Origin of the sequence: Rhodococcus sp. NPDC059234, from assembly GCF_042754225.1 — a bacterium.
GTDB lineage: Bacteria > Actinomycetota > Actinomycetes > Mycobacteriales > Mycobacteriaceae > Rhodococcus_G.
In genome coordinates, this window is record NZ_JBHZAH010000022.1 from 35535 (window position 1) to 55651 (window position 20117).

The 20117-nt window shown below is 68.5% G+C and carries 14 protein-coding genes and 1 tRNA gene; 7 read left to right on the plus strand and 8 right to left on the minus strand.

From position 1 onward, the window contains the following. Positions 1 to 22: 22 nt before the first annotated feature. From ACFXGJ_RS07485 to ACFXGJ_RS07495, 3 genes are all read right to left on the minus strand, one after another. Positions 23 to 166 (minus strand): hypothetical protein, encoded by a 144-nt coding sequence (locus ACFXGJ_RS07485; RefSeq protein WP_378617717.1) that lies wholly within the window; start codon positions 164 to 166, stop codon positions 23 to 25. 534 nt (positions 167 to 700) lie between these two features. Beyond that, on the minus strand, positions 701 to 1183 hold the full coding sequence (locus tag ACFXGJ_RS07490) for a hypothetical protein (RefSeq protein ID WP_378617718.1): 483 nt from the start codon (positions 1181 to 1183) through the stop codon (positions 701 to 703). A 2900-nt stretch (positions 1184 to 4083) separates the two neighbouring features. Continuing rightward, a tRNA-Gly gene (locus ACFXGJ_RS07495) sits at positions 4084 to 4157 on the minus strand. Positions 4158 to 4234: 77 nt separating this feature from the next. Between ACFXGJ_RS07495 and dcd the strand changes: the two genes are divergently transcribed. The 3 genes from dcd (at position 4235) to ACFXGJ_RS07510 (ending at position 7688) form a co-directional block, all read left to right on the plus strand. Continuing rightward, entirely contained in the window at positions 4235 to 4813 is a 579-nt protein-coding gene (gene dcd / locus ACFXGJ_RS07500; protein WP_378617719.1) for a dCTP deaminase, read from the plus strand. 122 nt (positions 4814 to 4935) lie between these two features. Further along, entirely contained in the window at positions 4936 to 6258 is a 1323-nt protein-coding gene (locus ACFXGJ_RS07505) for a UDP-glucose dehydrogenase family protein (RefSeq protein ID WP_378617720.1), read from the plus strand. A 152-nt stretch (positions 6259 to 6410) separates the two neighbouring features. Continuing rightward, on the plus strand, positions 6411 to 7688 hold the full coding sequence (locus tag ACFXGJ_RS07510) for an Hsp70 family protein (protein ID WP_378617721.1): 1278 nt from the start codon (positions 6411 to 6413) through the stop codon (positions 7686 to 7688). Positions 7689 to 7698: 10 nt separating this feature from the next. Here the strand turns inward: ACFXGJ_RS07510 and ACFXGJ_RS07515 are convergent, their stop codons facing one another. Continuing rightward, entirely contained in the window at positions 7699 to 8970 is a 1272-nt protein-coding gene (locus ACFXGJ_RS07515; protein ID WP_378617722.1) for a YibE/F family protein, read from the minus strand. Between the two features lie 385 nt (positions 8971 to 9355). On the opposite strand from ACFXGJ_RS07515, the gene ACFXGJ_RS07520 reads away from it, so the two are divergent. Then, positions 9356 to 10738, plus strand: coding sequence for a cytochrome P450 (locus ACFXGJ_RS07520; RefSeq protein WP_378617723.1), 1383 nt, complete (start codon positions 9356 to 9358; stop codon positions 10736 to 10738). A 3-nt stretch (positions 10739 to 10741) separates the two neighbouring features. Here the strand turns inward: ACFXGJ_RS07520 and bluB are convergent, their stop codons facing one another. Both bluB and ACFXGJ_RS07530 read right to left on the minus strand, forming a co-directional pair. Continuing rightward, the gene (bluB, locus tag ACFXGJ_RS07525) at positions 10742 to 11371 is read right to left on the minus strand and encodes a 5,6-dimethylbenzimidazole synthase (RefSeq protein WP_378617724.1); all 630 of its coding nucleotides are present in this window, start codon (positions 11369 to 11371) and stop codon (positions 10742 to 10744) included. A 9-nt stretch (positions 11372 to 11380) separates the two neighbouring features. Next, complete coding sequence (locus ACFXGJ_RS07530; protein ID WP_378617725.1) at positions 11381 to 12637, minus strand: pyridoxal phosphate-dependent aminotransferase; 1257 nt, start codon at positions 12635 to 12637, stop codon at positions 11381 to 11383. A 200-nt stretch (positions 12638 to 12837) separates the two neighbouring features. On the opposite strand from ACFXGJ_RS07530, the gene ACFXGJ_RS07535 reads away from it, so the two are divergent. Further along, positions 12838 to 14235, plus strand: coding sequence for a carotenoid oxygenase family protein (locus tag ACFXGJ_RS07535; protein ID WP_378617726.1), 1398 nt, complete (start codon positions 12838 to 12840; stop codon positions 14233 to 14235). Positions 14236 to 14389: 154 nt separating this feature from the next. Next, entirely contained in the window at positions 14390 to 15568 is a 1179-nt protein-coding gene (locus ACFXGJ_RS07540; RefSeq protein ID WP_378617727.1) for an alkane 1-monooxygenase, read from the plus strand. A gap of 108 nt (positions 15569 to 15676) precedes the next feature. Here the strand turns inward: ACFXGJ_RS07540 and ACFXGJ_RS07545 are convergent, their stop codons facing one another. Together ACFXGJ_RS07545 and ACFXGJ_RS07550 are read right to left on the minus strand one after the other, a co-directional pair. After that, positions 15677 to 15859, minus strand: coding sequence for a hypothetical protein (locus ACFXGJ_RS07545; protein WP_378617728.1), 183 nt, complete (start codon positions 15857 to 15859; stop codon positions 15677 to 15679). 150 nt (positions 15860 to 16009) lie between these two features. After that, a complete protein-coding gene (locus ACFXGJ_RS07550) occupies positions 16010 to 19081 on the minus strand; it encodes a heterodisulfide reductase-related iron-sulfur binding cluster (protein ID WP_378617729.1) in 3072 nt (1023 codons plus the stop codon). Positions 19082 to 19434: 353 nt separating this feature from the next. On the opposite strand from ACFXGJ_RS07550, the gene ACFXGJ_RS07555 reads away from it, so the two are divergent. Continuing rightward, positions 19435 to 20106: an ammonium transporter gene (locus tag ACFXGJ_RS07555; protein WP_378617730.1), complete on the plus strand. Its 672-nt coding sequence runs from the start codon at positions 19435 to 19437 to the stop codon at positions 20104 to 20106. Positions 20107 to 20117 lie beyond the last annotated feature (11 nt).

Consider the following 20117-nt stretch of genomic DNA (forward strand, 5'->3'; position numbering starts at 1 on the left):
GGGGTGTCCTTGAACCCGGTCATCAGTTTCGCGGTCCCAGGGCGCCCTGGAGTTCCTGTCCGAAGCCCGCCGGGTCGCCTACGCGACCGTGAACGCCGAGCAGCACCCCGGTACCGCCGTCGTCGTGCTCGACGACCACGTCGGTGTCCTGTCGCGGATCATTCACACGACCACGCACGTCCGGCCTCACCGTGACATAGAGGAACCTGGCCGACGAATCGACTAGGTCGTCACCCCGGAACCGGAACACTGCAGTTCCAGGGGTTTCCGCGCGGCGTGACATCGGACAGCACATCGTCAACGCCTTCACTGGCCTCGAGGACGGTGACTTCCTGACCATCGCCCAGATTCGAAACACTCCGTCGCCCCAGTACCCGGTCGACGATTTCCCCTCACAGGGTGCGATCAGCGCGCGTCCGTTCCTCAGCAACGGGGGTCGCACCACGGTGCCCGGCGTTATCGGGGAGATCTTCAACGGCCGTCGAGGAGCGCGCAAGGCGCGCTAGTGGCACCTCGGTTCGCGTATGCGAAGTGGTGAGAATTTGGTTTGCGAACCAGGGTTAATGTCGCAACTACTGTTACCGGCCGAACGGGATAGATGCGGAACAGACCCCGTGGGCGGCATTGGCGTAGGACGGTGGCGGTCGGTGCCGAGATGGACCGCCGCGCCATCACTGTGGCCCGGTTGCAGGGACGGGTGTCAGCCGATATCGAGGCTGCCGTCTTGGTGGAGCTCGGTGGTGTCGTAGCTGCCGTGGGTGCCGTAGTCGCTGTACGTGTCGAGGCCGGACTCTGCGGCGATGTCGAGTTCAGGGAACCCGCCATCTCCAGGACTGAGGGTGACGGCGAGCCCTCCGCCCGCCTCGAATCCCGCGTCTGCGTAAACGCTGCCGTCGACGGATGTCATCGATACATCGGTGGCCCCCGTGTCGGTGTCAGTGGTCGTCTCGATCTCGTCATAGCTCCCGTAGGCGTGGGAGCCGGTGACCGCAGCGACACCGCCCTCGACCACCGCGCTGATACCGCCGGTGGGATCGAGGGAGATCTCAAGGCCAGAGCCGGCATGGAGGCTGCTGTGGGTGGAGATGCCGGCGTCGATCGACTGTGACGACACAGCCGTGGTTCCCGGCTGCTCGAGAAGCTCGCTCAGGTCGATGTTCAGCGGGTCTAGGGGAGCGTTCATCGGCTGCAGGTCCTTTCAGCGGTGCCGGCGAGCTGTTCTCGCCTGGTCACTGAATGTTGGATGCGGCGTGACCGGTGAAAGGTTCCCCGAGACCTGCCCTGAATTTCCGGGACCAGTGCGACGTGATCCGGCCGGCTCGAAGGCATCGGCTGCCCTCGCGAGTGGGTGGTGTAGTCGTGGGTTACGACAGTGATGTGCGCAGCGGTGCGAGTGTTTCGGCGAGTTGACTTCGCGCGCGGTGGATTCGGGTCTTAACGCCGCCCGGGTACGAGCTAAATACGAGGTGGTACAAGCTGCCGTGAGAGCCAAGCAGGTCGTGGGACAACAACGCGAACCTGCTCAGTGCGTTCGGCACTAGCGACATCTACTGCTACACCTACCCGGGGGCCGTGACCGGCCCGCTTCGCCTCGACTGCTTTCAGCTCGATCCGTGGCGGCAGACCCATCAGGTGATGCGGGTCCCGTTCTCGCAGAACTTGCACACCATCAATCCGGTCCCGACCCCGCCCGGCCTGCTCCCAGGGACACTGGGATCGTCCTGATACTGAAGTGCCCAACCGTAATCGCGTGGGTGTTGCTTTGCCCGGACGTGGCAGTTGGTCGACCACGAGAGCGCGACTTTGCTCAAGGGTCGCGGTTGGGCCGATGTTTCGGATTGGGTGAAGCTTCCGTTCGACAAGGAGGTTCCGCTTGATTCTCTGGTGGTCGAGATGGCGGCTGACGCGCCTCCATTGCACAACCCGCGCGTGGACGGTGCTTGATCGCACATGACCCAGGAAGACGCTTCGCTTCTGGCCGAGACCTTCGATGTCGCTGGGGGACGACGGGTAAGCACTTGCACGATGTGAAACGGCATCTGGCCAGTCAAACGTATTTCCCGTTACCGGATGACGGGCCGAACTCGCTCGAGAGTGGATCTTCGCGCACACCACCTAGCGTTCAGGCGATCTATCGCAGTTCGCTTGCTACGCAGGCACGCAACGACAGGTTTGTGGTCCGCGGAGTACTGACATAGGTACGGCGTCGGTCTCATTGGCCGACGCCGGACCTGTAGTCGATGACTTGCGCCACCTGTGGTGGACCAGCGGCGGAAGTTCGCGCCCACTTGATGTGGGCCCGGTCGAGTGCACGAGCTATGCCGTGCACCAACATTGTGGATTTTAGCCGTCATGCTTTCGTTGCGCCGACGGTATCGCGCCGGGGCCTAGCGGTAGTGGGCCGTATGGGGCGGGATCTATTCAAGGGCAGCCGAACTCGATCGCGACGGAGATCGGTCCCTCTACGTTTTGGACAGATCAGGTGTCACTTATCTGTGCAGCAGTCCCAGATTCGGGCTACATTGAATGCAAGTCGATGGCTTGACGCTGCCCCTCTGATGGGCCGAGTGGAAGAACCCTGCCGGCGCCGTGTCGGCAGCCGCACCGTGTCGTCAGGTGGTGGTCTTCCCGAGATCGACTCTTTCGCACCGAAAGACCGAAGGTCGTCGTCGAGGACGACAACTCCGATTCGCCACTGGAGTACGACACCCGACTCGCCACGCCGAGCCGCACGCGCCATGGCTCCATCGCAGACCCGCGGCCCGCAAGTCGCCAGTCGACGGCAAGCACATGTACACAATCGACAAGGACGCGCGAGCAGCACACCGCAGCGCCGGATTCAACGAGACCGATTACTACATAGGCTACGAAGCGCACGCCGTCACCGACGTCCCCGCCAAACCGGGCGCTGGACCGGTCCCGCACGTGGTGCGAGGACTGCACGTGACACGAGCTGGATACAACCGCGGCACAGCCGGATTGATCGCCGTCCTTGCCCCAGGAGAGCTCCCGAAACCGCGACAAGTTCTCTGTGATCGTGCCTACAACAACACCGAGGAATGGAGATTCGCACTGCCGCTGCATCGATGCGGATATGTTCCTATTGTCGACCTGCACTCGACCATGTACCGAAGCGAGGAAGGCCCTGTCCCAGGATCGGTCTGGATCGACGGAACCCTATTTACCGAGTGCCTGCCTGCCCGCCTTCGGAAGCTGCCGAAGATCAGAAGGGACATGAGCGCGGCCGAACTGGCACAAGCACAGAAGCTGCGGGAGATCCGCGCCCCCTACGCATTCGTGCCACACGGACCTCGACACTCCGACGGCACTCAACGCTTCCGAGGACCCGCCGTTGGATCGTCCGCCCGCGTTCGAAGCCCCTTGTCCCCACGATCGATGAGACTGGGCTACGAACACCCGACCGTACAGTGCAACCGCCGCCAGCCGGACGATCCATGCGCGTGCTGCAAGACCGTCACGATCCGCAACGAGGACCAACCCAGAACCCGCATGCCGTTTCCGCACGGAACCAAACAATGGTTTGCGTCCTACCACCGCAGGGTTGGCATCGAGTCCGTGTTTGGAGATTTGAAGGACAACGTTCTGCACGTTCGTCGCGGGTACTATCGAGTGTTCGGGCTCACTGCACACCGACTGTTGCTCGGATTCACCTTCGCTGCGCAGAACCTGGTCACTCTGCGCGACTGGCACCTCAGGCGCGGCATCCTCGACTTCTGGGGCAAGCTCCTCGGGGAAACCGAGCCTGAGCCTCGGCACACGAAGTCGCACCGGCGGGGTACTCGCCGACCATTGGCACGTGCGGCTGCAACAGCGCTTAACGGTACCTAGCGACCACGCCCCACCGCTGGGACCCCGGTCCCAGCGGAGTGACCTCGGCCATGTGCCGGAATTCGGTCCTCAGGGAACAAGTTCGCCAGATTCGCGCACCCCAACCGCGCCGTCAATGCGTGAAGTACGTGCCGCAGTCAGAATGAACCGAGCCATTCCGGCCGAGAATATGCGATTCGAGCGTGCAGCGGGCCGATAGGTGAACTCATCTGCACCTGATGGGTGAACACCCCATGGAGCCGATGACGGGAATCGAACCCGCGTATTCAGCTTGGGAAGCTGATGTTCTACCATTGAACTACATCGGCACGCAGGCGTTTTGCCACCAATCCGGCGGTCCAACACCCTGCGAGCGGCAACTCTAGCAGACCGCTAATCTCTTGTTGTGCTCCTCTCCGATCGTGACATCCGTTCCGAAATCTCGACCCGTCGTCTGGGCATCGATCCGTTCGACGACTCGATGGTGCAGCCGTCCAGCGTGGACGTGCGCCTGGACCGGTTGTTTCGCGTCTTCAACAACACGCGGTACACGCACATCGACCCGGCGCAGCAGCAGGACGAGCTGACCAGCCTGGTCGAGCCGGCCGAGGGGGAGCCGTTCGTGCTGCATCCGGGCGAGTTCGTGCTCGGGTCGACGCTGGAGTTCTGCAGCCTGCCCGACGACCTGGCCGGCCGCCTGGAGGGCAAGTCGAGTCTCGGCCGTCTCGGGCTGCTCACGCACTCGACCGCCGGGTTCATCGACCCGGGCTTCAGCGGCCACATCACGCTGGAGCTGTCCAACGTCGCGAACCTGCCGATCACCCTGTGGCCGGGCATGAAGATCGGTCAGCTGTGCCTGATCCGCCTGTCCAGTCCGGCGGAGCACCCGTACGGCAGCGCCGCGGTCGGGTCGAAGTACCAGGGTCAGCGCGGGCCGACGCCGTCGAAGGCGTACCTGAACTTCGTGAAGTCGCCGACGTCCTAGCCCGCTCGTCCCGCCGTCGCGGGCTCGGCAGGCTGCGCGGGCAACCGGATGTACACCTGCTGTTGCCCGGACCATCGCGTCCGCGCCCCGCTCCGCTCACCCGCGGCGCGTATCAAGAATGTATGCGCTGCACCGTATTCGGAACCGGCTACCTGGGCGCCACGCATGCCGCGTGCATGGCCGAACTGGGGCACGAGGTGCTCGGGGTGGACATCGACCCGGGCAAGGTCGCGAAGCTGTCCGGCGGCGAGGTCCCGTTCTACGAACCCGGCCTGGCGGACGTCCTCCGGCGCAACATCGACGCCGGCCGCCTGCAGTTCACCACCTCGTACGCCGATGCCGCCGCCTTCGCGGACCTGCACTTCCTCGGTGTCGGCACCCCGCAGAAGAAGGGGGAGTACGGCGCCGACCTGCGGCACGTGCACTCGGTGATCGACACCCTCGCCCCGCTGCTCGACCGCCCCGCCGTGATCGTCGGCAAGTCGACCGTCCCGGTCGGCACCGCGGCCGAACTGGGCGTGCGGGCAAGGGAACTCGCGCCCGCAGCCGACGCCGTGGAGGTCGCGTGGAACCCCGAGTTCCTGCGTGAGGGCTTCGCCGTCGAGGACACCCTGCGGCCCGACCGGCTGGTGCTCGGCGTCGACCGGGCGCGCCCCGGCCGGGCCGAGGGGCTGGTCCGCGACCTCTACGCCCGACTGATCGCCGACGGGGTGCCCTTCCTGCTCACCGACCTGCCGACCGCGGAACTGGTCAAGGTCTCGGCGAATGCCTTTCTGGCGACCAAGATCTCGTTCATCAACGCGATCTCCGAGGTGTGCGAGGCCACCGGCGCCGACGTCACCGCGCTGGCCGACGCTCTCGGCTACGACGCCCGCATCGGACGTCGATTCCTCAACGCGGGCTTGGGTTTCGGTGGCGGCTGCCTCCCGAAGGACATCCGCGCGTTCATGGCCCGGGCCGGCGAACTGGGTGCCAACCAGGCGCTCACGTTCCTGCGCGAGGTGGACAGCATCAACATGCGTCGCCGCACCAAGATGGTGGAACTGGCCACCCGGGCGGTCGGCGGCTCGCTGCTCGGGGCGAACATCGCGGTCCTCGGCGCGGCGTTCAAGCCGGAGTCCGACGACGTGCGGGACTCTCCCGCCCTCAACGTCGCCGGGATGATGCAGCTGCACGGCGCGGTGGTCAGCGTGTACGACCCGAAGGCGCTCGACAACTCGCGTCGACTCTTCCCGACGCTGAACTACGCGACCTCCGTCGCGGAGGCCTGCGAGGGCGCCGACGCGGTGCTACTGGCCACTGAGTGGGACGAATTCCGGGCCCTGCGGCCCACCGATCTCGACCCGGTGGTGCGGGCCCGGGCGATCGTGGACGGGCGCAACTGCCTCGACGGCGCCGCGTGGACCGCCGCTGGCTGGAGTTATCGGGGTCTGGGCCGCGGGTGAGCCGACGAGCCGGGGCGCCCGACGGGTTCCGAGTCGTCGAGGCCGGGTCGCACTGTCCGAAGCGCCCCCGGATTGGTTCGCTAGACTCACCGAGTTCAGTGCGCCCTGAACGAGGGTCGGGGGTGCGCACCTGTCTGCTAAAAGGCGGCTCGATGAGTGCGGTTCTTGGAGTGTCGGTGGGGGCCAGTGCTGTCCGCATGGCGATGCCCGCAGCCCCCGAGCATTACGGCCCCGTCGCCTTCCACCGCCAGGACATCGCGGTCGACTCGGCCCGCCGCGAGGAACTCGCCGCGCAGTCCATCGGCGTCCTGCTCGAACACGACGACCACGCGGACATCGGCGCCACCGCCGTCGTGTGCGACATCCCGCACCGCGCCGACGCGCTGCACCAGGAGATGGGCCGGCAACGCCTGCACAACTACCACGTGGTGCCCTCCGCGACCGCGGCCATCACGCTGCTCGAGCAGACCGGACAACTCGGGGACGCGCAGACCGTCGTCCTCTACGACCTCGGCAGCTCCGGCGTCACCGTCAGCGTCGTCGACCGGTACACCCGGTCGGTGGTGGCCACCGAGACCAGCACCGTCGCCTGCGGCGACTACTTCGACTGGCTGGTGCGCGAGCAGCAGCACCGCGACCACGGTCTCGCGGCCCCGGCCGACGAGTGGGCGGCGGCCGAGCTGGCGCAGCGGTGCCGGGCGGCCAAGGAGCAGCTGTCCGAGTCCGACGCGGTGTGCCTGCCCGGCGACGGCGGGCTGATCCTGCTCACCCGGGAGAAGTTCGAGTCCCTGGTGTCGGTGCCGGTGGAGGGGTCGGCCCGGCTGGCGCGCGAGGTGATCACCGCGTCCGGTCGCAGGCCCGACGTGGTGGTGCTGCTCGGCGGCGGCTCCCGGATCCCGCTCGTGCAGGCGGTGCTGCGCGGCTGGCTCGCCCTGCCGACCGTCGTCCCGGCGGAACCGGAGATGGTCACCGCGCAGGGCGCCGCCCTGCTCGCCACGCCGGTCGCTGTCCCCGCGCCCGTGGCGCCGCCGACGCCGGCACTCGCCGACCTGCCCCCGCTGCCCCGCGGCCGGACGTCGAAGCGTCAGCTCGCGATCGCGGGTGTCGCGGCGGCCGGCCTGGTCGTGGTGGCCGGGGTCGGTCTCGCGCTCGGCGGCGGAAACGACGGAAACCAGCGCGCCGAGGGAACCACGGTCGCGACCGAGGACACGGTGCCGCCGAGGACGACCGCGCCGGCGACGACCACACCACCCACCTCCGTCACCACGACCCCGCCCGCGCCGGCCGCTCCGGTGCGCGAGGCGACCAGTTCGGGGTCGACGCCGCCACCGCCGCCACCGCCGCCCCCGCCGCGCTACCTGAACCTGCCGCAGCCGATTCAGATCGAGGTGCCGCCGGGCATCCAGCTCCCGCCCGGGATGGTCCGCTGACGGCTGCGGGTCAGCGGGCGGCGTGCCGCCCCGCCGGGCGTGCGGGCGGGACGGGAGTGCCCGAGCGCGTCGGCCGGGCCAGGATGACCGCGATCGCGGTGGTCAACGGCACCGACAGGGCCAGCGCGATGCCGCCGACCGAGGACCGGACGATCTCGATCGCCACGGCGTCACCGGTCAGCACGTCGCTGATCGAGCGCCCGGCGACGGAGAACAGCAGCAGCAGCGGCAACGCGCCGCCGGCGTAGGCGAGGACCAGGGTGTAGACGGTGCTCGCGATGTGGTCGCGCCCGACCCGCATCGCCGCCCCGAAGACCTCGCGCCGGTTCGCCCCCGGGTCCAGGTGCGCCAGCTCGAACGCCGACGACGCCTGGGTGATGGTGACGTCGTTGAGCACACCCAGCGAGCCGATGATGAACCCGGCCAGCAGCAGCCCGGTGATGCTCACGTGCCCGAGGTAGGTCTGCACGTTGGTGTTCTGTTCCTCGGACAGGCCGGTCAGGTGCGTCATCTCGATGGCCACCCAGGACAGCACCGCCGCCAGCGCCATCGACGCCAGGGTGCCGAGCAGTGCCGAACTGGTCCGCAGGCTCACCCCGTGGGCGAGGTAGAGCACCGCGTAGAGGATTACCGAGCCGCCGACGAGCGCGACGGGGATGGCGGGCTTGCCGTCGAGGAGGGCCGGCAGCATGAACCCGACCAGCACGCCGAACGCGACCAGCAGCCCGAGCAGCGCCCGCAGTCCGCGCCAGCGGGCGACCACGATCACCACGACGACGAACGCCGCGACGATCAGCAGCAGCGGCAGCCCGCGGGAGTAGTCCTCGAAGGAGTAGGTGGTGGTGCCGGACTGGTCGGTCTGTCGCACCAGCCGGATGTGGTCGCCGACGCGAAGGTCCGGCTGGCCAGGGCCGGGGCCGATCTCGAGCAGCGTGTGGGTGCCCTCGTTGGGGCCGGACTCGATGTCGACGATGCTGCGCTGGCACTGGTAGGAGGCGTCGGCGGGGGCCTGCGGGGGCCCGGTGAAGGCGCGGCCCGCCGACGGGCTGCCGCACGGTCCGAGGTCCTGCGAGGTGACGGTCCCCGCCTCGGTCACCACCGCGCCGCCGCTCGCGGTCTGGAACGGCAACGGTATGTCGACGCTGTGCTTGCTCGGCCACAGGATCACCGCGCCGACGAGGACCGCGAGGCCGATCGCGGTGAGCAGCCCGACGACGACCCTGGCGGCGACGGGGCCGATCGGGACGGGACCGGTGTGGCCGTGACCGTGGCCGTGACTCATCGAGCCTGACTCCGCATTCGGTCAGGGTACCGAGGGTCACCGTGAGGGCAGACGGTGGTGCGCGCGGTGTGCTCGACCCGGACGACTGGCTCGCTCACGACGTTCTCCGTCGGCGGCGGTCCGGGGATTCCCCAGCAGCGGTGGCGGGGTACAGGGGGGTGTCTCCCCGCCACCGACTCGATTACCCACAGGGGGGGGAGGGGCAACCGAGTTTGCTGGACACCGAAGTGTCCTGTCCGAATCTACCGTGTGATCGTCGATCTGTCCCGCGCGGGTGCAAAGGCTGTCCAAACTTTCGCGGCGCGACCGGGCCGCGGGTCGAGTTCCGCGACGGGGCGCTGGGTACTGTTGCCGCGATCGCGTCCCACCGACCCCGAGGCAGCTGATGGCGACCCGCACGATCCCGCATCCCCCGCGCCGCGTCCCGCTCCTGGGCGACATCCTCGGGATGGATCGCAGCGCACCGAGCCAGCGCACGCTGTGGCAGCACCGGCAGCTCGGCCCGATCTACCGGCGGGTCATCCTCGGCACCAAGCTCACCTTCGTGACGGGCGCCGACCTCGTCGAGGAGATCAACGACGAGAAGCGCTTTCGCAAGCACGTGGGCCGCCCGCTCGCCAAGCTGCGCACCATCGTCGGGGACGGGCTGTTCACCGCCTTCCAGGCCGAACCGAACTGGTCCAAGGCCCACAACATCCTCATGCCGGGCTTCACCCGGGAGGCGATGCGCGGCTACCACCGGACGATGCTCGACACCACCCGCGAGCTGATCGACCGCTGGGACGAGCGGGCCGTCGCGGAGTACGTCGACGTGCCCGCGGAGATGAGCAAGCTGACGCTCGAGATGATCGGGCGGGCCGGGTTCGGGTACAGCTTCGACTCGTTCGTCGAGGCCCGCGACGCGGAGGAGGACCCGTTCGTCGCCGCGATGCTGCGGGCCCTGCGGCACGCCGAGCAGACCGCCATCCCGATCCCGTTCCGCGGCCTGTTCGCGGGCAAGGCCGAGCGGCAGAACGAGGCCGACATCGCGTACATCACCGGCGTCGTCGACGAGGTGATCGCCGACCGTCGGGCCGACCCGGGCGCGAGCCGGCAGGACCTGCTCGACCTGATGCTGCACTCGACCGACCCCGACTCGGGCGAGCGCCTCGACGAGGTCAACATCCGCAACCAGGTGCTGACCTTCCTCGTCGCGGGTCACGAGACCTCCGCCAACGCGCTCGCCTTCGCGCTGTACTTCCTCGCCGCGAACCCGGCGATCGCGGACGCGGCGCGGGCCGAGGTTGCGGCGCTGTGGCCGGGGCAGGACCGGCCCGAGATCTCGTACGAGGAGGTGGCCAAGCTGCGCCACGTCCGACGGATCGTGGACGAGACGCTCCGGCTGTGGCCGACCGCGCCCGGCTACTTCCGCGAGGCCGTCGCCGACACCACCATCGGGGACTACGAGTTCGAGGAGAGCGACTGGGCCTTCGTCCTCGTGCTCGGGCTGCACCGGGACCCGGTGTGGGGTCCGGACGCGGAGACGTTCGACCCCGACCGGTTCCTGCCCGAGAAGGTGCGAGCGCGCCCCGGGCACGTCTACAAGCCGTTCGGCACTGGGCTGCGCGCCTGCATCGGCCGCCAGTTCGCGCTGCACGAGATGGTGCTGGCGCTGGCGCTGCTGGTGCACCGCTACGAGTTCGACCCCGAGCCCGGATATCAGCTGAAGGTCGGCGAGCAGCTCACCCTCAAGCCGGAGGGGTTCCGGCTGCAGGTGCGACGGCGCTGAACGTCAGAAGCTCTCGCGGTGCACGGCCTCGTCGAGCGGCCTGCCCTCGCGCCACCCGAAACGCACCAGGTCGGGGGTCTGCTGGAACTCCGAGACCGGCCCCACACACAGCCACGCGATCGGCCGCACCGGGGACGGGAGCTGCACCAGCTGGGTGAGGAAGTCCTCCTCGTAGAACGAGACCCAGCCGACGCCGATGCCCTCGGCGACCGCGGCCAGCCAGATGTTCTGGATAGCCAGCACCGCCGAGAACACGCCGGTGTCGTCGACGGTGTGCCTGCCGAGCACGTTGGCGCCGCCGCGGCTGTGGTCGTAGGTGACCACCACGCCGGTACCGGACTCCTGGATGCCCTCGATCTTGATGGGGTCGAAGGTCGCGCGACGGTCCGGCGGCAGCGAGTCCGCGAAGTTGCGCCGGCAACCGGCGACGTGCGCGGCGAACGCGTCCAGCGTCTCCGGCTTCTGCACCACGACGAAGTCCCAGGGCTGGGTGTTGCCCACGCTCGGCGCGCTGTGTCCGGCGGCGAGGATCTTGGTCAGCTGCTCCTCGGTGATCCGATCACCGGTGAACTCGGCGCGCACGTCGCGGCGCATCGCGATGGCGTCGTACACGGACATGGGTTCGCTCGTCATTGCGTCCTCCTACTGGCTGTAGCTGGCCAGGAAGTTACCGAACCGCTCGATCGCGACCGCGAGGTCCCGAGCCCACGGCAGCGTCACGATCCGCAGGTGGTCGTGGTCGGGCCAGTTGAACCCGGTGCCCTGGACCATCAGGATCTTCTCCTGCAGCAGCAGGTCCTGGACGAGCTTCTCGTCGTCGTGGATCTCGTAGACGTTCGGGTCGAGCCGGGGGAACGCGTACAGCGCGCCCTTCGGCTTCACGCAGGAGACGCCGGGGATCATGTTCAGCCGCTCCCAGGCGACGTCGCGCTGCTCGAGCAGGCGACCGCCGGGCAGGATCAGGTCCTCGATGCTCTGGTAGCCGCCGAGCGCCACCTGGATCGCGTGCTGCGCGGGCACGTTCGGGCACAAGCGCATGGACGCGAGCAGGTTGATGCCCTCGATGAAGCTGGCGGCGTGGTCCTTCGGTCCGGTGATCACCAGCCAGCCCGAGCGGTACCCCGCCACCCGGTACGCCTTGGACAGCCCGTTGAAGGTCAGGCACAGCAGGTCGGGGGCGAGGGTGGCCAGCGAGATGTGCTTCGCGTCGTCGTAGAGGATTTTGTCGTAGATCTCGTCGGCGAGCAGCAGCAGCTGATGCTTGCGGGCGAGCGCCACGATCTGGCTGAGCACCTCGGCGGAGTACACGGCGCCGGTCGGGTTGTTCGGGTTGATCACCACGATCGCCTTGGTGCGCGGGGTGATCTTCGACTCGATGTCCGCGATGTCGGGATTCCAGCCGTTCTCCTCGTCGCACAGGTAGTGCACCGGGGTGCCGCCGGCGAGGCTGGTGGTCGCCGTCCACAGCGGGTAGTCGGGCGCCGGGATCAGCACCTCGTCGCCGTTGTCGAGCAGCGCCTGCATCGTCATGGTGATCAGCTCGGAGACGCCGTTGCCCAGGTAGACGTCGTCGACGTCGAACTCGGGGAAGCCCGGCACCAGCTCGTAGCGGGTGAAGATGGCACGACGCGCGGACAGGATGCCCTTGGAGTCGGAGTAGCCCTGCGCGGTGGGCAGCGCGGCGATCATGTCGCGCATGATCACGTCGGGCGCCTCGAACCCGAACGGCGCCGGGTTGCCGATGTTCAGCTTGAGGATGCGGTGACCTTCGGCCTCGAGCCGGGCGGCGTGCGCGTGGACCGGTCCACGGATCTCGTACAGCACGTTCTGCAGCTTGGTGGACTGCTTCAGTTCGCGCGGGATGACGTGCTGGTGGTGGGAGGGCTCCGAGACGGTCACCCGACCATCGTGCCACCCGGGTCGAATCAATTTCCTGGCGAACCCCGCTTGTGGTGTAGCTGACGAACCTTTTCGTGGACCTGGGGGGCGCCGGAATCGGGGTCGATTCCGTGGACCCGAATCGGTGACCAGCCGCCGTCGGGGGAGGATTCTGGAGGGTGGCATCGCCGAGCACGGACCCACATGGAAGTGGCATTCCCATGAACGCACCGAGCATTCGTCGACCGGCGCCGGTCGACCTCGCGCACCACTCGCACCTCACCGGGATCTTCGCCCCGCAACGCGAGGAGGTGGACGTCTCCGACCTCGAGGTGATCGGCGAGCTGCCCGCCGACCTGCACGGCGCCTACCTGCGCAACGGTCCCAACCCGCGGTTCGATCCGATCGGCCGGTACGTCTACCCGCTCGACGGCGACGGCATGGTGCACCGGGTCGAGCTGAGCGAGGGCACCGCCCGGTACACGAACCGGTTCGTCCGGACACCGATGGTGGTCGCGGAGGAGGCGGCCGGTCACGTGATCTGGGCGGGTGTCACCGATCGGTACACGCCCGGCGAGCGTGAGGTCGGGCCGGAGCTGGCGGGCACGGCCCGCGAACTGCCCGACATCAACGTCGTCCGGCACGGTGACCGGCTGCTCGCGATGGCCGAGACCACGCCGCCGTACCGGCTCGACCCGGCCGACCTGTCCACGCTGGGCCGCGAGACCTGCGACGGCGCGATGGCCGTCGGCAGCACCGCGCACCCGAAGGTCGACCCGGTCACCGGCGAGATGGTGCTGTTCAACTACCTGCTCGAGGCGCCGTACCTGACCTGGTCGGTGGTCGCCCGGGACGGCTCGCTGTCGCGGCCGCCGACCGTCGTCGAGGGCGTCGACAGGGCGCTGATGGTCCACGACATGGCACTGACCGAGCGCTACGTCGTGCTGGTGCTGTGCCCGCTGGTCTTCGACGTCCCGGCGATGCTCACCGGTGGGTCGCTGCTCGACTGGCGGCCCGACGACGGCACCCGCATCGCGTTGATCCCCCGCGACGGCGGCCCGGTGCGCTGGGCGAGCTGCGAGGCGTTCTGGGTGTGGCACTTCGCGAACGCCCGGGACCTGCCCGACGGCCGGGTCGGCGTCGACTACGCGCAGTGGTCGTACCCGGGCCTGCTCACCACCTTCGACCAGCCCGCACTGGGCGGCCTGGTCCGCGCCGTGATCGACCCCGTGCGCGGCACCGTGGACCGGGAGGTCGTGTGCGACCGGGACGTCGAGTTCCCCCGCGTCGACGACCGTCGCCTCACCGACCTCGGAGGGACGATCGCGGCAATCGGCAAGTTGCGCGGTCGTGAGGGCACCATGGACTCGCTGTGGTTCGTGGACCCGGACGCGGGCACCGAGACGCACTGGGAGCCGGGTTCGCTCGCGGTCGCGGAGCCGGTGTTCGTCCCCGGCGCCGAGCGGGACTACTGGGCCATGCTCGGCACCGACCGCGGCGACCTGTCCTCGTGGTTCCTGCTGCTGACCGCCGACGACCCCGCGGCCGGGCCGGTGGCGCGGGTCCGCATGCCGATCCGGGTGCCCGCGGGTCTGCACGGGGCGTGGCTGCCCGGCTGACACCGTGTTCTCGGTCACTGATCGCCGGTGACTGCTTTGCTAGGTTTGATAACGGCTAACACTCGTCCGATACTGCTGAGTCGTGGGGGCGCTCAATTGCAGTTTCGCGCTGGCTAATTGGCGACCAGGGTCCGGGGGTAGGAGTTCTCGAGGTATGCGTCAGGTTCGTTCGTTGCGCCGTGTGCGCGCCAAGGGGAGTTGGCGCGAACCGAATCGGTATCTGTGGCTGCTCGGGTTGATGGCGCCGCTGAGTCCGTTCGTCGCGTGGGCACTGGTGCACGCGTTCGGCCTCGGACTGTTCTGGGCGGCGGGCGTGCTGCTGATGGCGATCGTCATCCCGCTGGTCGACGTGTACGCCGGTGTCGACAAGGCCAACCCGCCCGACGAGGCGATGAAGGCGCTCGAGGACGACCGGTTCTACCGCTGGTGTACCTACCTCTACCTGCCGGTTCAGTACGCCGGACTCGTCTTCGCCTGCTACCTGTGGACCACCGCCCCGATGGGCTGGCCCGAGCGGTTCGCCCTGGCGGCGACCGTCGGCGTCGTCGCGGGCATCGGCATCAACGCCGCGCACGAACTCGGTCACAAGCGACCCACCCACGAACGGTGGCTGGCCAAGTTCGCGCTCGCCCAGTCGGCGTACGGCCACTTCTACGTCGAGCACAATCACGGCCACCACCTGCGGGTTGCGACCCCCGCCGACCCCGCGACCGCCCGTTACGGCGAGTCGTTCTGGGCCTTCCTGCCGCGGTCGGTCGTGGGCGGCGTCCGGTCCGCGTGGCGCCACGAGCGGGCCCGCCTCGCGCGCCGTGGCCGGCGCACCTGGAGCCCGCGCAACGACGTGCTCAACGCGTGGGCGATCAGTGTCGTGCTCTTCGCGGTTCTCGTCGCCGTCTTCGGCTGGAGCGTGGCCCCGTGGCTGGTCGTGCAGGCCGTGATCGGGTTCGTGCTGCTCGAGTCCGCGAACTACCTCGAGCACTACGGGCTGCTGCGGCGGAAACTGCCGAGCGGTCGGTACGAGCGCGTTGCCCCGGAGCACAGCTGGAACAGCGACCACCTGTGCAGCAACCTCTTCCTCTACCACCTGCAGCGGCACAGCGATCATCACGCCAACCCGCAGCGGCGCTACCAGACGCTGCGGAGCATGCCCGAGGCCCCGCAATTGCCGGCGGGCTACGCGACGCTGATCTGGCTCTCGTTCGTGCCGCCACTGTGGCGCCGGGTGATGGACCCGCGACTGCTCGCGCACTACGGCGGCGACGTGTCCAAGGTCAACGCGCTGCCGGGACGATCCGTCGAGCAGCGGCGGGTCCCGGAGTCCGCGAGGCGATAGTCGGGCGCCGCACCGCGTCCTCGGGCAGGTGACGGCACACACCGGTTCGCGAGATCGCACCCGCGATCGCCGCCGAACCGGGGTGTGCCGCTGACAGTTCCGGTGTGGTCACGGCGCCGGGGAGGTCGCCGCCCGGCCGGTGGGCGACGGGCGGTTCCGGGCCCGAGCGATCGCCCGGGTGACCCGGTCGACGATCGCGTGCGGTGTCGCCAGCTCGTCCCAGGTCCAGCGGACCACCTGCCAGCCGGCATCGCGGATCCCGTCCTCGCGCTGCTTCTCGGCCCACAGCACGCCGCCGGGTACCTGTCCGGCGGGGACCAGTCGGCCGTCGCCCCGTCGAACGATGTCCCGCGTGCCCGGTGCGTGATCCAGTCACGAGGTGTGCGGCGCAACGAGAAGACGCCCCCACCGAGTTCGGTGAGGGCGTCTTCTGCGCTGGTGCTACTTCTTGCGGCCGGGGGCCTTGGCGCCGGCCTTGAAGCCGAGCGCGCCGGGCTTGGCCTGCGGCGGGGCCGCAGTCTCGGCCGGTGCGGCCGCGGGTGCCGGTGCCTCCGCGGCGGGGGCCTCGGCGGCAGGAGCCTCGGCCTCAAGCGGTGCCGCGGGTGCGGCGGGTGCCGGAGCGGCGGCGGGAGCGGCCTTCTTCGCGCCCGGAGCCTTCGCCCCGGACTTGAAGCCGAGCCCACCGGCCTTCGGCTGCGGCGGTGCGGCGGCAGGCGCAGCGGCCGCCGGTGCCTCGGCCGGTGCGGCCTCAGCTGCCGGTGCCGGAGCGGTCGCGGGTGCCGGTGTGGCAGCCGCGGCAGCCGCGGGCTTGGCGCCCGGAGCCTTCGCAGCGCCCTTCATCTGCAGACCCTTGCCCGGCGCCTTGGCGCCCGAGGCGAGGCCCAGGCCCTTCGGCTTGGGTGCCTCGGCGGCGGGTGCCTCCGCTGCGGGGGCGGCCTCGGCGGCGGGGGCGGCAGCCGCGGGCTTGGCGCCCGGAGCCTTCGCCCCACCCTTCATGCCCAGGCCCGGAGCCTTCGCCCCACCCTTGAGGCCGAGGCCCTTCGGGGCGGCCGGAGCCGCTGCGGCGGGGGCGGCTGCGGCGGCAGGGGCGGCGGCCGCGGGCTTGGCGCCGGGAGCCTTCGCGCCGGGAGCCTTGGCCAGACCCTTCATGCCCAGGCCCTTGGCGGCCGGCTTCGGGGCCGCCGCAGCCGGAGCAGCGGCGGCGGCCGGAGTGGCCTCGGCGGCAGGCGCTTCGACCACCGGAGCGGCCTCGGCGACCGGCACGGCGACCTTCTCCCGCTGCACGACCTTCAGGTTCTCCGAGAGCACGGACGGCTCGAGCCGGGTGACGGAGTTCAGCATCAGCTGGGCGACGTCCACGACCTCGACGCCCTCGCCCAGGCCCTGCTCCTGGCGCGCGGTGACGCCGTCGGTGAGCATGACGCGGCAGAACGGGCAGCCGGTCGCGATCTTCTTCGGATCCGTGGACAGCGCCTCGTCGACCCGGTCGACGTTGATGCGCTTGCCGATGTTCTCTTCCATCCACATGCGCGCGCCACCGGCGCCACAGCACATGGACCGCTCGCCGTGCCGGGGCATCTCGACGAGCTTGGCGCCGGAGGCCTCCATCAGCTCACGGGGAGCGTCGTAGACCTTGTTGTGGCGGCCGAGGAAGCACGGGTCGTGGTAGGTGACGTCCTCGGAGACCGAGGCGACCGGGATCAGCTTCTTCTGCCGCACCAGGCGGTTGAGCAGCTGGGTGTGGTGGATGACCTCGTAGTCGCCGCCCACCTCCGGGTACTCGTTGCCGAGGGCGTTGAAGCAGTGCGCACAGGTGACGACGATCTTGCGCTTGGACTGCTCGACACCGTCGAACACGGAGTTGAGCATCTCGATGTTCTGCATGGCGAGCTGCTGGAACAGGAACTCGTTGCCCGCGCGGCGAGCGGAGTCGCCGGTGCAGGTCTCGTCGGCGCCCAGGACCATGAACTTCACGCCCGCGGTGGCGAGCAGCTCGGCGACGGCCTTGGTGGTCTTCTTGGCGCGGTCCTCGTAGGCGCCGGCGCAGCCGACCCAGAACAGGTACTCGTAGTCCTCGAAGCTGTCCGCGTCCTTGCCGAACACCGGGATGTCGAAGTCCATCTCGGAGATCCAGTTGAGGCGGTCCTTGGAGTTCTGGCCCCAGGGGTTGCCCTTGTTCTCGAGGTTCTTGAACAGGCCGGCCAGCTCGGACGGGAACTCCGACTCGATGAGCACCTGGTAGCGGCGCATGTCGATGATGTGGTCGACGTGCTCGATGTCGACGGGGCACTGCTCGACGCACGCACCGCAGTTGGTGCACGACCACAGGGTCTCGAGGTCGATGACCGGGGCGAGCTCGCCCTCGACCGTCTCGCCGACCAGCTTGCGCCCGGCCTCGGTGAGCGCGGCCTCGGGGATCTTGGCCAGCGCGGCCTCGTCGACCTTGCCGTCGGCGTCGACCAGGCCGACCTCGTCGCCGCCCATGTCCTTGCGGCCGCCCGCGAGCAGGTACGGCGCCTTGGTGTAGCCGTGGTCGCGGAGCGACATGATGAGCAGCTTGGGCGAAAGGGGCTTGCCGGTGTTCCAGGCCGGACACTGGCTCTGGCAGCGACCGCACTCGGTGCACGTGGTGAAGTCGAGCCAGCCCTTCCAGGAGAAGTCCTCGATCTGACCCGCTCCGAGGGTGTCGGTGTCGGGGTCGACGTTGTCCATCGTCAGGGCCTTGCCCTTGGACATCATCGGCTTCGCGGCGCCGAGCGCGACGCCGCCGTCGTCCTCACGCTTGAAGTAGATGTTCGGGAACGCCGAGAAGCGGTGCCAGGCGACGCCCCAGGTGATGTTGCGACCGACGACGAACAGCCAGATCATGCCGGACATCAGCTTGACGAATGCGAAGATCGAGATCAGCACGACGTTCGCCGGGATCACCTTTGCGATCTGACCGGTGATCGGGTCGGTCCAACTGGAGTGGCCCTCCAGCGACAGCACTCCTGCCTTGACCAGCACCATGCCGATGCCCTCGGTGAGCACGACCCATTCGACGAAGTAGGCGGGGCCGAACTTCGAGCCGCTGAAGCGGGAGAGGCGCTCGGGCACCCGCGGGTGGTTGAGCTGGCGGAGGACCATCAGCGTGACGATGCCGACGACGGTGCCGACGCCGAGAATCTCGTCGCCGAGGTGGAACCACCATGTGTCACCGATCAACGGCCACGACCAGGTGGGGTCGAAGGTCTGGCCGTACGCCATGAACCAGAACTGTGCGCCCGCGAGGAAGCCGATCATGACGAGCCAGTGCGCCCAGCCCACGGTGCGGAACTTCGCCATCCGGGTGTGCGCGATGAACTCGATGATCATCTGCTTGATGCGCGGGAAGAACGGGCGCCAGCGGTCAGGGGCTGACTGACCGATCATCACTGTCTTACCCATGGTCCAGGCCCCACTCAAGAATGAGGCCCAACACACCAGGCTGAGCAGTACGCCGATCGTGCCCAACGTGATCGTCAGGGCGTTCATGTCACGGCCTTTCTTCTGTGACGGCAACGCCTGCGACTTGTCGGGCGGCGCCTCGGTCTATGACGGATAAGTTACCCGCCGGTAGCATCACGATTCAACGTCGAACCGATGCTTGCGTCGTCGGTCGGTCCATCTGACGACACAGATCTTCTGACGCTCACCGTAAATCGTCCCCTCTGGCGCGTTCAGCGCAGGTCAACCTAACTTCGTGGGATGACCTGCGGGTAAGGCTCCGTTCCCGTATCGTTTCGCCCGGCTTACGGTCCTTGTTTCTCAGGGGAGCCTCAGACTAAGGTTCGCCTGTTGTTTAGAGTTTTGTTGCCATGTTGTTTCTTCCGGAGGGGATCCACCGCATGAAAATGAAGAAGTTTGCTGTGTCGTCGATGCTGGCGGTGGCCGCACTGGGCATCGGTGCCGGCACCTCGCACGCGCAGCCTGCGGCGCCTGCTCCGGAGAAGATCAACTGGGACTCGAAGATCGTCGACAAGTCCGTCGTGACCACCATCGACGCCGGTGCGTTCAAGGTCTCGGGTGACGGCAAGAACATCGAGCTGCAGGACGGCACCGGCAAGGCCGTCGTGAGCCTGCCGCTCTCGTGGCAGCTCAACGCCCTGCAGTTCCCGATGGATCAGAAGGTCAGCGCGGACGGCAAGACCGTCACCCTGACCCCCGTCTTCGATCTCGGCAAGGCCAAGCCGATCGCGGGCAACCTGGTCGCGCAGCCGATCAACGGCGCGGGGCTGGCCGTCAAGGACATCGCCTCGCCCGAGGAGAACCTGATGGCGCAGCAGACCTTCACCTCGCAGCTGGCGGTTGCCACTGCCTCGGGCGGCCTGCTCGGCACCATCATCGGCGCGGTGGTGGGCACCTTCGTCATGCCCGCCGTCGGCACGATCACCGGCGCGGGTATCGGCGGCATCGTCGGCACCATCGTCGTCGGCGGTCCGACCCTGGTTGCCGCAGGCGTCGGCCTGGGCCAGACCCTGATGGCCGAGCCCGGCACCACGGTCTACGCCAAGAAGTAGAACCTCGGAAC